A 13,559-nucleotide genomic window follows, 5' to 3' on the forward strand; every position below is an offset into this window, starting at 1 on the left:
CAACGACCGACGCACTGGACCTGAGAAAGGACACATCATGAGCAGCATCAGCATCATCGGCTCGGGGAACATGGCCGGCGCCATCGGCACCCTGGCAATCAAGGGCGGCAACACCGTCGAGGTGATCGGCCGCGACGCGGCCAAGTCCGCGGCCCTGGCCAGAACACTCGGTGGCGGCGCCACAGCCGGAACATTCGGTGCCGCCCCGGCCGGCGACATCGTCATCCTCGCGGTGCTGTTCGACAGCGCCGTGCCGGCCGTCCGCGAGTTCGGCGACGCGCTGGCCGGGAAGATCATCGTCGACATCACCAACCCCTTCGACGCCACCGGCACCGGGCTGGCCGTCCCGCACGACACCTCCATCGCGCAAAGGGTGGCCGAGGCCGCGCCCACGAGCGCACATGTCGTGAAGGCGTTCAACACCCTTTTCCGTCACGTCCTGGCCAAAGGCGACCCGGTGGACGTGTTCATGGCCGGCGACGATGCGCAAGCCAAGGCGAGCGTGTCAGCGTTCGTCGAGAGCCTCGGACTGCGCCCGCGGGACGTCGGCGACCTGAGCATGGCCCACTGGGTAGAGGGAGCGGGCGTATTGACGATGGGCTTGGCCCGCAACGGCGTCGGGAATTTCGACTTCTCCCTCGGCATCGACAACCTCGGCTGAGCCGCCGCCCCATCGGGCACGCGGCCGCGTGTGCGTGTAAGCGCCGGCCGGACAGCTTGCGGGAATAGATGACTGCCGGTGAGGTGACCGGACCGCGTGACGGTGATCGATGCTGAAAGGTGCTGGGCTGCTAGACAATTCCGGGCTGCTGGTCGCGGGCGAACAGCGGCAGCTGCGCCGCACCGGCTTCCGGGGCATGGTCGCCGAGGATCCGGAGGCAGCGGCCGCAGGTGACGGCCGCGCGAGTCGGGTGCAGAGCGTCAGGAGACCATCCGGCCACACCGGTATGGCAGATCAGTTCCGGAGCTTCCTCGGTGCCGATCCACCGCCCCAAGCGCACCGCATGCACGGTGCGGCCGCGGTGGACGACCGCGTGCACTCCAGGATCTCCAAAACTTGCCCGCACGAACGCGGCTAGCGGGCCGATATCGGTCATGACACGACAATACGGGCGGGCACCGACATCGAATTCGACTTCGACGCGCGAACCGGCCCGGGTCGGAACCGTCGAGTGGTGGCGAAATCTGCTTATCTCCCATGAGGATCCGCCGTACTCGCCGCGATCACCCGGCATCGCCGCATCGCCTCAGTAGACGCAGCAGGGGCGAGTCTCGGCATCCTCTCGGACATTGGTCCACCCGGAGTTCGTCAAGAAGATCGACTCGATGTAGGTAGTCCGGTCCTGGTCTCGGTTCACCGGGAAGTTTGTGTTGATCGTGCCCTGACGTGCGCCTCCCCGCAGCCGTTCAACCTCGACCCGCGGGGTTTCAGGGGCCGTCTCGATGTGGAGCACGACTGTTGTTGCTGGTTGTGTGTCGGATATCGGATTCGATGGCGTGGCGGTCGGGAGCGAGTCCGTGCGGGTGAATGGATCCGATTGCGATGAGTGCGGTCATGCTGTCCGGTGAGACGGGGGGACTGTAGAGAAAGCCTTGCCCTCGGTCGCATCCAAGGTCGATCAGGGTGCGCGCGGTATCGAGGGTTTCGATGCCGGCGGCGGACACACCTAGTCCGAAGCTTCGGGCCATGCTGATAATGGCCTGCACGATGGCGATGTCGTCGGTATTGGTGGACAGTCCCTGGACGAAGGTGCGGTCGATTTCCAGAGAGTCCACGGGCAGGCGCTGGATCATCGAGAGCGAGCTGTGGTACGTACCGAAACTGTCGATAGCAACCTGCACGCCCAGGAATTTCAGTGCTCGTACTGTGGCCACCGTCGCATCGAAATCGGTGCCTTCACGTTCGACGATCTCGATGCACACCGCCCCGGCCCGGACCCCGGAAGTGTCCAATATGGCGCCGAGGCCGTGAACGAAACCTGGCTCGTCGAGTAGTACCGGCGAGACGTTGATACGCAACAGCAGTCCCGCGCCGATCCCGGTATGCCAGTGGGCGAAGTCGGTGCACGCCCGGCGAATTACCCACCAGCCCAGTCGGCCGGCCAAGCCTGCGCGCTCGGCTGCCGGTACAAAGCCAGTGCCGGCAGGAAACCCTCGGTGGGATGGTTCCATCGGACCAATGCTTCGACACCCACGATGGCACCGGTGCTCAGATCGATATCCGGCTGGTAGTACAGAGTGAGCTGATCGGTGTCGACGGCCTCGGCCAGCTGTACTTCGAAAGTCGGCCCCGCCGGCTCCGCACGGTTACGGAGTAATGCCAGATGGTCCAGTAGTGGATTGAGGTCGGCCTGGGGTTGGCGGAGGCCGGCCTCGGCAAGTTCGCGGCACAGTCGACGGTGCAGCATGGGCAGTGTGAGTAGAGGGCCTGCGGCGGGGATTCCGTTCCGCAGCAGCCGGATGAGCCGATGGGTATAGGCCGGGTAGGTCTCGGCGTCGAGTTTTTTGGAGATCCCGTTGGGTGGTGCCGAGGTGAGAACGGCTGTGCCTTCGGCGACGATCTCGTTCAGGATCGCCGTGCCGTCGTTCGACTGGTTCGTACCCAACGCGCGGCCGGAATAGCAGCAGTCGAGAATAACAACCCGCGCCGCCGCAGGACTGTCGATATACAGATCGCGGACCGCATCGAACGGAATGCCGCCGATCCCGGGCCGGTGTGGGTGGGTGTCGGTAACAGCGAGGTGCAGTTCGCCGCGGCGCGGGCCGAGGACGCCATGGCCGGCGAAGTAGATCAGTAGCAGGTCTCTTGCGTTCTCCGCCGCGTGCGCGATGGCGTCCCCGATCTCGCGCGGTGTCGTATTCTCCGGCAGCACCATGCACTGCTCGCGAAGCAGAGAACCGTCCAGCGGGTCGGTAATAACATCGGCCAGCGCCAGGGCACCTGCGTGCACACCGGTCAAAGACGGGAGATGGTCGTAGTGATCGATTCCGATCAGCACCGCCCACGATGTCGCTCGGTCCGGCAGACGCATCCAGAATCCTTGTATCGGTAGGCTATTCGCCGGCGTCCAGAACGGTGCGCAGCAGTGCCTCGGCGTCGTCCACCCGTTTGGCCTCGACGGTCACCGACCGTCCGTCCGGGTGCCGGATCTCGATCGTCACATCCGAGCGCCTGGGATGCGCAAGCCACGTCTTCAACGACATCGCCAGCACCGACACCGTCCCGCCACCGCCTACCGCGACGGTCACCGCATCGATCAACGATCCCATCTCACCCGGATCGGGAACCCTTGCGGCAGTGTGGATCCTGCCCCGTAACTCCGGCTCTTGGCGCAACCACGCGATCAAGGATTCAACGCCACCGGTTCGATCACCACCGGTAATCGCCACCACCAGACCAGTATCCAAGTCTCCCCCTAGGCGCCCGCCCGCTTCGTTAACCACTCTACGGGGAGTCGGTACCGCACAGGCAGGTATCGCTCACTGTCTCCGATGTGAATCAATGCGTTGGTGTCGAGTACGGCGGATGTGTAGCTCAGCTGGTGCCGTGGCTGCGGAATTCTGGCTGGTGTGACAATGCATCCCCGTGTGCGTTGTGGTTCTGACAGAATCGGCTCTGTGCCAGGGATTTCCACGATCTTGTCAGCAAGCGTCGTCGTGATGGCGGTTGCCGCTGTCTCCGTTGGCGCCGGGCCGTCATTCGCTGTGTCGCCGGGCGGCTACCAGGTGCCGGAACTCAGCTTTGCTGTCACCGGCCCGGGTGAGGTGACCGCGACAGTCCGTAATCCGAACGGATCGGGGATCTGCTGGGCGACAATCGGGATAGATGGCTCCGTGCACGAATTCGCCGAACACGGCGGTGCGGGTTACGCGCAAGCGGGACAAACGATTCAAGTCAGCCGCGGCGACCTGGCGGCAGGCCGATATCTCCTCGGCGGCGGCTGCGGTGCCACCGAAACCGATCCGCACCAGGTGGTCGCACCGACACAGGAAGTGACAGTGCCGCCTGACATTTCGCAACCGCCGTCCGGATCATTCGGCTCCTGAGGCGATTCAGGAAACTCTGCACAGCAACATTCCCCGATGCCGGTGGGCACTGTCCTGACGATTCTGTCTGTTATCGGGATCCTCGTGTCCGGCCGGTCGGTTGGCCTGGGCTCGATACCCATCGAGCGACGAAGCGCCGCAACAGAACTCGGTGATCGGGGTGGCATTGCCCGGCATTCGTGTGCCGATGCCGGGCACGGCACTGGTGCGGCGGTAGACCGTTCAGCTCAGCCCTGGACGACTACGTCGTGCACACTTGCGCCCCCGTTCGGGCACCATACCGATACCTTCCTCGGCCCGGGCGGCACGTTGTCGACGAAGAGGTTCCCTGAGGGGGCGACCTCCAGGCTGACCGTTTGCGGCGTACCGAAATAGGGGTCGACCCGGCACCATTCGGGCAGGTCTCCGTTGGTGGTGGTCACCGAGACGACAATCCACTTGTTACCCGCGGTGACTGTCGCGGTCGCATCGGCAGCGGCGACGCCCGCCGTCGCTGCCAACATGACCGGCGCCGCGACGAGCGCGGTGGCGAAACCAAGGATCTTCGATGCCTGCATGAGGTCCTTTCTCGATATGCACGCCCCGCGTTGCCCTGCCGCGCGTGGCGTCGTACAGACCGGATTCTTCCATTCGGAAATCGCCCGAACAGCGCGGAAGCGTCCAGTGCTGGGAGCACCCGCGTCGCGGGACAGCCGTGGTGCCTGGTGAGGTTCCACCCGCTCAATGCGGGGCCTCGGTGATTCGGCGCAGGGCATCGGCGAGATCGCGGCCGGTGGGCGCGTGGTCGGGGTCGATCAGATATTGGGCCGCGATTCCGGTGAGCAGGGCTTGGTAGAGGGTCCCGGAACTGCGGGCGGCGGTGTCGTTCTCGTCGATGCCGTCGAACAGGCGCGCCAGGCCGGCGCGCGCTTCACCGAGGTTCGCGGCGAGTTGTGCGCGCACGTCGGGGTGGGCGAGGACATCGAAAGTTGCCGACCACACCCCCCTGTGGGCGGCAATCGTGGCCAGCACCGCGTCCCAGCGGTCGGCGAATCGCTGCCACGGATCGGCCGGGCCCTCGGGCATCAGGGTCAGCGCCCGCTCGAGGGCGGTTCCCCATTCGCGGGTGGCGTCGGCCAGCGCCTCGGTGAGCAGCGCCTCCTTGGTGCCGAAGTGGTATCCGATGGCGGCCATGCTCACTCCGGCGGCGGTGGCGATGTCGCGCACGGTGGTGCGGGCGTAGCCCTTGTCGAGCAGGCAAGCCCGCGCACCGGCCAGTAGGTCCTCACGATTTCCCATGCCACACATGGTAGAGCAAACGCCTCAGACATTCGTATTGCGCACTTGTGCAAATCGGTTGTAGCGTTCTGGGCATGCAGATGAGCAATCGCGGTGTCCTGATCTCCGGCGCCAGCATCGCCGGTCCAGCCCTGGCGTTCTGGCTGCAGCGCTACGGCTTTCACCCGACGATCGTGGAGAAGGCCCCGGCCCTGCGCGAGGGCGGCCAGGCCATCGATGTGCTCGGCACCGCTACCGAGGTGGTGCGGCGCATGGGCCTGCTCGACGCGGTGCACGCACTGAGCACGGGCAAGCGCGGCACCTCCTACGTCGACGCCGACGGCAAAGCCCGCGCGAGCATTTCGAGCGAGACGTTCAACGGTGTCGGCGCGAACGGGGACACCGAGATCCAGCGCGGCGACTTGGCGCGGGTGCTGTACGAGGCCACCCGCGAGAATGTCGAGTACCTCTTCGGTGACTCGATCACCGAGCTGGTGCAGGACGAGAACGGGGTGCGGGTGAGCTTCGAACACGCCGCACCGCGCACCTTCGACCTGGTCATCGGCGCGGACGGTGCCCATTCCCACACGCGCACACTGGCTTTCGGCCCCGAACCCCGGTTCGCCGAGCACATGGGCTACTACATCAGCATCTACACCATCCCCAACTTCCTCGGACTTGACCACTGGGAGCAGGACTACAACACCCCCGGCACCATCGCCGGGGCCTACAGCGCCCGCGGCAACACCCAAGCCAAGGCGATCTTCGCGTGGGCGTCGGATCCGATCGACTACGACTACCGCGACGCCGGGCAGCAGAAGAAGATCGTTGCCGACACCTTCGCCGGGCAGGGCTGGCAGGTACCGCAACTGCTCGCACACCTCGACGACGCGCCGGACTTCTACTTCGACGCCATGGTCCAGATCCACATGGACAGTTGGCACACCGGCCGCGTCGGCCTCGTCGGTGACGCCGGCTACTGTGCCTCCCCGCTGTCCGGGCAGGGCGCGGACCTGTCCCTGGTCGGGGCCTATACTCTCGCCGGCGAACTGGCCGCCGCCGCAGGCGATCACACCGTCGCCTTCGCCAACTACGAGAGCGTCATGCGACCCATGGTCCACGCCTGCCAGAAGTTCGCCGAAGGCACCGGCGCCTGGTACGCCCCGGGCAGCAAGGCCATGATCGGCTTCCGCAACCTCAACGTGCGCTTGCTGCCCTACCTGCCCTGGCGCGGACTCATCGGCGGCGCTCCCCAGAAAGTCGCCCGCACTATCACGGCCAAGGACTACGCCGCCTGGGCGGAGTGAGGGATCGTACGGGGGAGTCCCGCGCGTGCGCCGTCTCGGGATCGGTCACAATCGAACGATGCCGGGCAGCACGAGCCGCGCCACCACCCCGAAGAGACGCGAGCGAGCCACCGCGCTGCGTGCTGGGATCGGCAAGCGCTACAAGATGTTCGGCCGCAGGGTCGGTCGAGTCGGACTGTTCTCGGCTGTCGGCCTCGCACTGGGCGCCGGTCTCGCGGTCGCGCTCGTGGCCCCTACGGGATATTGCACGCCGTTCTGCCCGCCAGCGAAGCCAAGGCGGCGCCGATCGATATCACTCGTGTCGCATTGACGATCGTCGCCGGTGTCGGTGGGATTGTCGCACTGGTGATTGCCTACCGTTGATTGCCTACCGTCGCCAACGCGACATCGAGCAGAGCCGATTCATAGAACGTTTCGGAGCGGCAGCGGGTCAGCTCGGCGCTACCGATGTCGCGGTCCGGATCGCCGGGGTGTACGCGATGGCAAGTGCCGCCGACGAATCCGATGGCCCACGTCGGCAACAATGCATCGACGTCCTCTGTGGCTACCTGCGGCTACCCTACGATCCCGGCCACGGCAACAGCGGCCGCGCCAAACTCGTGACCACCCTTCCGCTCGATGGCGGCGGGGAAACCGAGGAACATGTCGAATACCGGCAGAATGACCGCGAGGTCCGTCGAACCATCATCCGGGTGATCGCCGACCATCTGCAGGCCGGTGCCGAATTCTCCTGGTCGACAAGCGACTTCGACTTCCGTGCCGCTCGCTTGGAGGACGCGGCTTTCGGCGGCGCCGTGTTTTCCGGACGTACCCGGTTCGACAAGGCTACGTTCGACGGCCCCGCCGGATTCGAAAGGGCGACCTTCGACGGCCCTGTCGGGTTCGAGCGGGCCACGTTCGGCGGTCCTGTCGCGTTCACCGGCGCGGTCTTCGACCATCGTGCTCGGTTCGACGAGGCCGGCTTCGATGACAGCGCATCATTTCAGGAAGCGACATTCAACGGCGATGCGGGGTTCTACCGCGCGACGTTCTCCGGCCATGCTCGATTCCAATGGGCGGTATTCACGGGCGATTCCGAGTTCTACCGCGCGACATTCAACGGCCATGCGAGGTTCGACAACGCGACCTTCCATCGTGCTGGGATGCTGCGCGGAGCGACCTTCAACGGTCATGCGGGGTTCCAGCACGTGACGTTCAACGGTGCTGCCGGTCTGGGCAAGGCGACTTTCAACGGGCACGCCGAATTCCAGCAGTCCACGTTCAACGACACGGCGCAATTCGACGAGGCGGTGTTCCACGGCCCTGCCGGATTCTCGGGGTGCGGTTCGCCGGGCCGGCCAGCTTCTCGAGCGCCGACTTCGGCTCCGAGCCGGTCGTCTTCGAAGCCCCGGCACGATGGGGCCCGCCCGAGCGGGAATTCGACTGGAATCACAACGCCGGAGAGAAGCCGACGAATATCGAACCGCACATCTGGCCACCGGCGGTAACCACAACGTGAAGGTCCTTGTTGTTCCCGGGCGTCGAGGGGTTTACTCGTTGGTCTCGATGCGCGGATCGGCGAAGACGGTGCCCCCGGCCGCCGCCACACGGGCCACGGCCGGGTCGTCGACTCGCAGCGCATAGGTTCCCCGGTCGGGGTCGACGGCGATCAGGCCGTAATCGACGTCGACGTCGGCCGCGGTGAGGTGCAGCGCCCGCAGGGCGTCGGCCAGGGTCGCGCCCGGCGGGAGCTGAATGGTGAGCAGCTGCATGTCCACCACGCTACGCGCGTACGGACTCCTGGCGCAGTGCCTCGAGAAGTCCTGGGGCGTCGGCGATTCCATATCCGTAGTCGAAGTCGAATTCGGTCCCGCCGGGGCGGGTCGCGGTGCGCTGCACCAGATCGCGCAACCGCTCCGGCGAGACCACCGTGGCCGGATACTTGGTGCGCAACGCCGCGATGAGCCCGGCGGCGGTCGGGCAGGCCGCCGACGTGCCGGTGTCGGGCGCGTCGGCGCCGAATGCCGTCGACCCGAGGAAATGCGTGTAGCTGCACACGTCGGGTTTGCGCTCGGCCAGGCGACCGGGCCCCTGTGATGAGTAGCCCACCCGCTGGTTGCCGGTGTCGACGCCGCCGATGCTGAGCACGCTCGGGTGCGAGTTGGCTCCGTTGATCGGCCGGTCAGGGAAGGCGCACCGGCCGTCTGGGCAGTCGCGCCCGCAGTTGCCGGCGGCGAAGAGGACGTCGGCCCCGGCGGCGGCCAGCGCGCCGACGATGGTGTTGAACGGGTGGTTCGGATTGTCGGAGTAGTTGCCGGGATTGCCGACCGGGAAATCGGTGTCGGGGGAGAACACGCCCCAGCTGTTACTGACCACCAGGGCGCGCTTCGACTCCGGCTGGTCGGTGAGCACGGTGCGCAGGTGCGCGTAGGCGGCCAGCGCGTCGGACAGCAATCCGTCGGTGGGCGAGCCGCCTCGCCGGGCACTGCGCAGCACGGGAAGGTCGAGGAAGGTGGCTGCGGGCGCGGCGATCATCGCGTCGAAGGTGCACATCGTGCCGTGGTCGACGGGGAACTGGCCCGCGGCGCCGCTGACGCCCTGCGGATTCCAGCTGCGCGCCGCGTCGACGGTCGGACGGCTGCCGCGCACCTGGCCGACCTTCGCGGCGTTGATGCCGGTGTCCACGATCGCGAGTGCCACGCCCGTGCCGTCCAGTCCCGCCGCGGCGAGATCCGGTACGTGCAGCAGGGTTTCGACATCGTGCCAGGTCCCCACGGCTCCGGAATCGCCGCATGTGATTACCGGTTGAATGGTCGGATCGGCGAAAACACCGAGCACGCCGGTCGACTGCCGCACCGCCGCCGCGGCGGCTTCGTCCTCCACCTCGCCCCGCACGACGACCGTATCCCATTGCGCCCCCGACGAACCGGTCAGCTCGATACCCTGCGGCACGACGACGGGCCCGTAGTCCTGATCGAGCGTAAATCCGGGCAGCTCACCCCCGGCCACCTCCGACGCGGCGAGACGAACAGCGGAATCGGCCTCCGGCCGAAACTGAATCACAACACGCATCACGTCAGTCTGGCGTGTTTCCCGCCGATTTGCTCGCCGAACGCTCGACGCGCACGCGGAGCGACCCGCCGATCGTACGCAGATTCAGGGGTTCGATATCGGCTTCCCGCCAGCGTCGTTGCAGGGCGGGGACTACGGAAGGGTCGGCCAGCGCGATCCCGCAGTCGCCGCCGCCCGCGCCGGAACTCTTGGCCACCGCACCGAGTTCTTCGGCGATGTGGCGCAACCGCGTGAGTTCGGGGCTCTCGATCGCCACCCCGGACAGGGCCGTCAAATCCCGCAGCAGCCGTCCGGCGGTGTCCAGGGCGCCGGTGATCGCGCGAGAGTCTTCGCGGTCGCACGCCGCCGCCAGCTCGTCGACACAGTGCTCGCTGGCGGTGACGAACTGCCGATACCGCGAAGGATGCTCCGACACAGCACGTTTCATCGCCTGCACCAGATCGCTCGAACGAGCCGGTCGCCCGACCCAGCCCACCTGTAACGACAGTTCTCGCGGTGGCGGTACGGACCGCACTTCCAGCAATGGCCACCGGCGTGCCACCAGCGCTGCGAGTGACCGCCCGGGTTGCCGCAGCGCCGTTGCCAAGGCCGCGCGGTCGGGAGCCTTGTAGTACACCCAACCGCCGCGCGCCGACGCCGCGACGTCTCCGCCGGAACAGTGCGGATCGACCGAGAAGAGCGCCAGCAGAGCAAGTTTCAGTTCCGTCTCGGCAGTCGCCCGCAACCCGTGCGCGCGGGCCGCGGCGCGCACGACGGCGACCGTCACCGCCCCGGAGGAGCCCAGCCCGAATTTGCGCCCGGTCGCCGAATCGTCCAGCTGCGAGTCGATGTCGAGATCGAATCCCAGCGGTTCATGCCCGACTTCCGCAGCGTAGCGGTCCACCGTGGCAAGAGCCGCGAGCACATGGGTCAGCGCCGCGGTGTCCGCGGGCGGCACCGGCTCGAAAAGCGTTCCACGACGGACGAATTCGGCAGTTCCGCCGGGAAGTCGGCTGCTCGTGATCGTGCGGCGCGCTGGCGGTCGCCGACGGCGTCCGCTCGCCGCTGGGCAAGATGCTCGGGCGCGTGTGGCATCGCGATTGTGTCTACGGCATCGCCGCGCGCGCCTACATGAAAACCGACCGCGCCGACGACCGCTGGATCACTTCACATCTGGAGTTGCGGGACGACGCCGGCGCGCTGCAGCCCGGCTACGGCTGGGTGTTCCCGCTGGGCAACGGTGAGGTGAACATCGGTGTCGGGTCGCTGTCCAGTGCCAAGCGGCCGGCCCGGGTGCAGTTGCGGCCGTTGATGAATCGCTACGTGACGCAGCGGCGCGCGGAGTGCGAAACCAGCAGCGACATCCGCTCCTACGCGTCCGCGCTGCTGCCCATGGGCGGAGCCGTCTCCGGAATCGCCGGGCGCAACTGGGCATTGCTCGGCGACGCCGCAGCCTGCGTGAACCCGCTCAACGGCGAGGGCATCGATTACGGCCTGGAAAGTGGCCGCATGCTCGCCGATGTCCTCGCCGATCCGGATCTGAGCCGCGCCTGGCCCGCCCTGCTGACGGCCGAGTACGGAACCGCCTTCTCCATCGCACGCCGGTTGGCCGATGTGGCCACCCGCCCGCACGCCATCGGAGTCGGCGGTCCGATCGCCATGCGTTCGCCGATGATGCTGCGCCTCATGGTGCGGCTGATGGGAAATCTGGTCACCCCGGACGACTCGGACCTGGTCGCCAAGATCTGGCGCACGGCCGGCCGTGGCTCGACCCGTCGCGATTTCCGGCCGCCGTTCACCTGATCCAGCGATGCGATCGGTCAGTGTCCGGGCATGTATCCGGGCAAGCCGAGCAATTGTCCGATGAATAAAATGATGGGGTCCAACCAGCTCGGCCAGGGGTTCTGCGGCGGCGGACTGGCGCCCGCGATTCCTGTGCCCAGTAAGGCGAGGACGCCCATCCCAGCGAACGTCGCGCACACACGGAATTTGTTCACAGATTATCTCTCGATCTCGTCAGTAGTCGCACCATCGGTGGCATTGAACGGTGCTGATGCCACCCGGCTGTCGACACAGTACGTCGCGTGTACGTAATGGAGATATCAGTGGGATCGCCGGTTCGGATGCCATGACGCGGCGGTGGTCGCGGCTACTTCCCAGGGCCGCGACCTGCGGCCCTGGCCTAATAGGGGGGTTTTACGGCCGATCAAGCGGGGCGCGCAGGACCGCCCCGGCTCGATACTTACGGCGTTTCAGCGCATCGAGGAAAGGCCGCCATGACCTCCCCCACCATCGTTCTCGTGCACGGTGCATTCGCCGACGCCTCCAGTTGGTCTCCGGTCGTCGAGCGGTTGCTCGCCGCGGGCCTGTCCGTCGCCGCGCCGCCGGTGTTCAACCGGAGCCTGTCCGCCGACGCCGCGTATATCCGATCTTTCGCCGAGCAGATCGACGGGCCGGTGCTGCTGGCCGGGCATTCGTACGGCGGCGCGGTCATCACGGTCGCGGGTCTCGCCGAGAACGTCGCCGGGCTGGTGTACGTGTCCGGTTACGCCCTGGACGAAGGCGAGAGTCTCGGGCAGTTGCAAGGCGAATTTCCCGACTCGGACCTGTCCGCCCACCTGGTGTATTCGACCTACCCCGCCGAGGGGGAGACCGGCACCGACGTCTCGGTCGAGGTCGATGCCTTCCCGGAGATATTCGCCGCCGGTCTGGACCGGCAGCGCGCGGCGGTTCTGGCCGTGTCGCAACGCCCACTGTCCGCCGCCGCCTTCACCGAGCCCGCCGCCGCCGCGGCCTGGAAGACCAAGCCCGGCTGGGGCATCGTCTCCACCGCGGACCGCACCATCAACCCCGAGGTCGAGCGGTTCGGCTACCGGCGCGCCGGGCTGCGCTCGATCACCGAGCTCGACGGCCCGCACCTGATCATGCAGACCCACCCCGACGAAGTGACCGCCGTGATCACCGCCGCCGCCACCGAATTGTCCTGAACCGCTTCGTTTCCGACCTCAGTCCCAGAAGGGGAATCTCCTCATGACCACCGTCGTCCTCGTACACGGCGCCTTCGCCGATTCATCCAGCTGGAACGGCGTCGTGGAACGCCTTACGGCCCAAGGGTATTCGGTCCTCGCCGCCGCGAACCCGCTGCGCGGGCTGGACTCCGATGCCGCCTATGTCGCTTCCGTCCTCGACACCGTCGCGGGCCCGTGCGTCCTGGCCGGGCATTCCTACGGCGGCAGCGTGATCACCGTTGCGGCACAAGGCAAAACGAACGTCACCGCCCTGGCCTACATCGCGGCGTTCATTCCCGACGTCGGCGAGAGCGCCCTCGAACTGACCGACAAATTCCCCGGCTCGACCCTCGGCCCGACGACCCGGCCCGCCGAGTACCCGCTGCCCGACGGCACCACCGGCACCGAACTCTACATCCGCCCGGACGAGTTCCCCGGCCAGTTCGCCGGGGACGTCGACCCGGCTACCGCGCGGCTGATGGCGGCCACCCAACGCCCGGTAGCCCTCCCCGCCCTCCAACAGCCCGCAACTGCCGCGGCCTGGCGCACGCTTCCCACCTACGCCCTGCTCACCACGGATGACAAGAACATCCCGATCGAGGCGCAGCGATACATGGCCACCCGCGCGGGCGCGGTCAGCGTCGAAACATCGGCCTCCCACGCGGTCTCGGTATCGCGTCCGGCCGACGTCGCCGAACTGATCAGGCGCGCGGCATCGCAGTAGCCGCGCACAGCAGAGCTGGGTCAGGCGGGTCTTCATCGGCACACGAGCGAGAGGTGGCCCAGGCAAGCGAATTTCGCGGCGACCACGCCAGCGGCTCCGGTCAGCACCGCTGCCGTCGAACCGCGGCCGCCGGCGGGATGGTCGGCTCCGTGCCGGAAGGGGCCTCGGAGTATTCGTACAGGGGCG

Annotated in this window: 13 protein-coding genes and 2 pseudogenes; 7 read left to right on the forward strand and 8 right to left on the reverse strand. The window is 67.0% G+C overall.

The annotated features are described in order from the left end of the window. Positions 1-37 precede the first annotated feature (37 nt). Entirely contained in the window at positions 38-661 is a 624-nt protein-coding gene (locus ACFMRZ_RS02895) for an NADPH-dependent F420 reductase (protein WP_400177776.1), read from the forward strand. A 130-nt stretch (positions 662-791) separates the two neighbouring features. Here the strand turns inward: ACFMRZ_RS02895 and ACFMRZ_RS02900 are convergent, their stop codons facing one another. The 3 genes and pseudogenes from ACFMRZ_RS02900 to ACFMRZ_RS02910 all read right to left on the reverse strand — a co-directional run bounded on the left by ACFMRZ_RS02900 (position 792) and on the right by ACFMRZ_RS02910 (position 3,444). Then, on the reverse strand, positions 792-1,097 hold the full coding sequence (locus ACFMRZ_RS02900; RefSeq protein WP_280275263.1) for a hypothetical protein: 306 nt from the start codon (positions 1,095-1,097) through the stop codon (positions 792-794). A 331-nt stretch (positions 1,098-1,428) separates the two neighbouring features. Then, positions 1,429-3,032: pseudogene (locus tag ACFMRZ_RS02905) on the reverse strand (EAL domain-containing protein). 22 nt (positions 3,033-3,054) lie between these two features. Beyond that, the gene (locus ACFMRZ_RS02910) at positions 3,055-3,444 is read right to left on the reverse strand and encodes a hypothetical protein (RefSeq protein ID WP_400177777.1); all 390 of its coding nucleotides are present in this window, start codon (positions 3,442-3,444) and stop codon (positions 3,055-3,057) included. Between the two features lie 174 nt (positions 3,445-3,618). Here ACFMRZ_RS02910 and ACFMRZ_RS02915 point away from each other — a divergent pair, with 174 nt between their 5' ends. Then, positions 3,619-4,047, forward strand: coding sequence for a hypothetical protein (locus tag ACFMRZ_RS02915; protein ID WP_400177778.1), 429 nt, complete (start codon positions 3,619-3,621; stop codon positions 4,045-4,047). Between the two features lie 227 nt (positions 4,048-4,274). On the opposite strand, the gene ACFMRZ_RS02920 is transcribed toward ACFMRZ_RS02915, so the two are convergent. Together ACFMRZ_RS02920 and ACFMRZ_RS02925 are read right to left on the reverse strand one after the other, a co-directional pair. Continuing rightward, entirely contained in the window at positions 4,275-4,604 is a 330-nt protein-coding gene (locus tag ACFMRZ_RS02920) for a hypothetical protein (protein WP_280275262.1), read from the reverse strand. A 163-nt stretch (positions 4,605-4,767) separates the two neighbouring features. Continuing rightward, complete coding sequence (locus ACFMRZ_RS02925; RefSeq protein ID WP_280275261.1) at positions 4,768-5,325, reverse strand: TetR/AcrR family transcriptional regulator; 558 nt, start codon at positions 5,323-5,325, stop codon at positions 4,768-4,770. 74 nt (positions 5,326-5,399) lie between these two features. On the opposite strand from ACFMRZ_RS02925, the gene ACFMRZ_RS02930 reads away from it, so the two are divergent. Together ACFMRZ_RS02930 and ACFMRZ_RS02935 are read left to right on the forward strand one after the other, a co-directional pair. Further along, positions 5,400-6,611 (forward strand): FAD-dependent monooxygenase, encoded by a 1,212-nt coding sequence (locus ACFMRZ_RS02930; protein ID WP_400177779.1) that lies wholly within the window; start codon positions 5,400-5,402, stop codon positions 6,609-6,611. A 479-nt stretch (positions 6,612-7,090) separates the two neighbouring features. Next, positions 7,091-8,098 (forward strand): pentapeptide repeat-containing protein, encoded by a 1,008-nt coding sequence (locus tag ACFMRZ_RS02935; protein WP_400177780.1) that lies wholly within the window; start codon positions 7,091-7,093, stop codon positions 8,096-8,098. Positions 8,099-8,140: 42 nt separating this feature from the next. Here the strand turns inward: ACFMRZ_RS02935 and ACFMRZ_RS02940 are convergent, their stop codons facing one another. Genes ACFMRZ_RS02940 through ACFMRZ_RS02950 form a run of 3 tightly spaced genes read right to left on the reverse strand, consistent with a single transcriptional unit; the run spans position 8,141 to position 10,665 of the window. Then, a complete protein-coding gene (locus tag ACFMRZ_RS02940; protein WP_280362469.1) occupies positions 8,141-8,362 on the reverse strand; it encodes a hypothetical protein in 222 nt (73 codons plus the stop codon). A 10-nt stretch (positions 8,363-8,372) separates the two neighbouring features. Further along, complete coding sequence (locus tag ACFMRZ_RS02945) at positions 8,373-9,662, reverse strand: S8 family serine peptidase (RefSeq protein ID WP_400177781.1); 1,290 nt, start codon at positions 9,660-9,662, stop codon at positions 8,373-8,375. Positions 9,663-9,666: 4 nt separating this feature from the next. Further along, the gene (locus tag ACFMRZ_RS02950) at positions 9,667-10,665 is read right to left on the reverse strand and encodes a phosphomevalonate kinase (RefSeq protein WP_400182756.1); all 999 of its coding nucleotides are present in this window, start codon (positions 10,663-10,665) and stop codon (positions 9,667-9,669) included. A gap of 2 nt (positions 10,666-10,667) precedes the next feature. On the opposite strand from ACFMRZ_RS02950, the pseudogene ACFMRZ_RS02955 reads away from it, so the two are divergent. The 3 genes and pseudogenes from ACFMRZ_RS02955 to ACFMRZ_RS02965 all read left to right on the forward strand — a co-directional run. Further along, positions 10,668-11,444, forward strand: a pseudogene (locus ACFMRZ_RS02955) (FAD-linked oxidoreductase); the annotation flags it as partial. 473 nt (positions 11,445-11,917) lie between these two features. Beyond that, positions 11,918-12,628 (forward strand): alpha/beta fold hydrolase, encoded by a 711-nt coding sequence (locus ACFMRZ_RS02960; protein ID WP_400177782.1) that lies wholly within the window; start codon positions 11,918-11,920, stop codon positions 12,626-12,628. Positions 12,629-12,671: 43 nt separating this feature from the next. After that, positions 12,672-13,373 (forward strand): alpha/beta fold hydrolase, encoded by a 702-nt coding sequence (locus tag ACFMRZ_RS02965; RefSeq protein WP_400177783.1) that lies wholly within the window; start codon positions 12,672-12,674, stop codon positions 13,371-13,373. Positions 13,374-13,559: the final 186 nt, after the last annotated feature.

It is taken from the genome of Nocardia sp. N2S4-5, assembly GCF_044628355.1.
Classification (GTDB): Bacteria; Actinomycetota; Actinomycetes; order Mycobacteriales; family Mycobacteriaceae; genus Nocardia; species Nocardia wallacei_B.

What these genes read in the sequence shown, in the direction of transcription:
- ACFMRZ_RS02895 (WP_400177776.1), top strand. Translation starts at nt 38, where the DNA reads ATGAGCAGCATCAGCATCATCGGCTCGGGGAACATGGCCGGCGCCATC.
- ACFMRZ_RS02900 (WP_280275263.1), bottom strand. Translation starts at nt 1,097, where the DNA reads ATGACCGATATCGGCCCGCTAGCCGCGTTCGTGCGGGCAAGTTTTGGA.
- ACFMRZ_RS02920 (WP_280275262.1), bottom strand. Translation starts at nt 4,604, where the DNA reads ATGCAGGCATCGAAGATCCTTGGTTTCGCCACCGCGCTCGTCGCGGCG.
- ACFMRZ_RS02925 (WP_280275261.1), bottom strand. Translation starts at nt 5,325, where the DNA reads ATGGGAAATCGTGAGGACCTACTGGCCGGTGCGCGGGCTTGCCTGCTC.
- ACFMRZ_RS02930 (WP_400177779.1), top strand. Translation starts at nt 5,400, where the DNA reads ATGCAGATGAGCAATCGCGGTGTCCTGATCTCCGGCGCCAGCATCGCC.
- ACFMRZ_RS02935 (WP_400177780.1), top strand. Translation starts at nt 7,091, where the DNA reads ATGGCAAGTGCCGCCGACGAATCCGATGGCCCACGTCGGCAACAATGC.
- ACFMRZ_RS02940 (WP_280362469.1), bottom strand. Translation starts at nt 8,362, where the DNA reads ATGCAGCTGCTCACCATTCAGCTCCCGCCGGGCGCGACCCTGGCCGAC.
- ACFMRZ_RS02945 (WP_400177781.1), bottom strand. Translation starts at nt 9,662, where the DNA reads ATGCGTGTTGTGATTCAGTTTCGGCCGGAGGCCGATTCCGCTGTTCGT.
- ACFMRZ_RS02960 (WP_400177782.1), top strand. Translation starts at nt 11,918, where the DNA reads ATGACCTCCCCCACCATCGTTCTCGTGCACGGTGCATTCGCCGACGCC.
- ACFMRZ_RS02965 (WP_400177783.1), top strand. Translation starts at nt 12,672, where the DNA reads ATGACCACCGTCGTCCTCGTACACGGCGCCTTCGCCGATTCATCCAGC.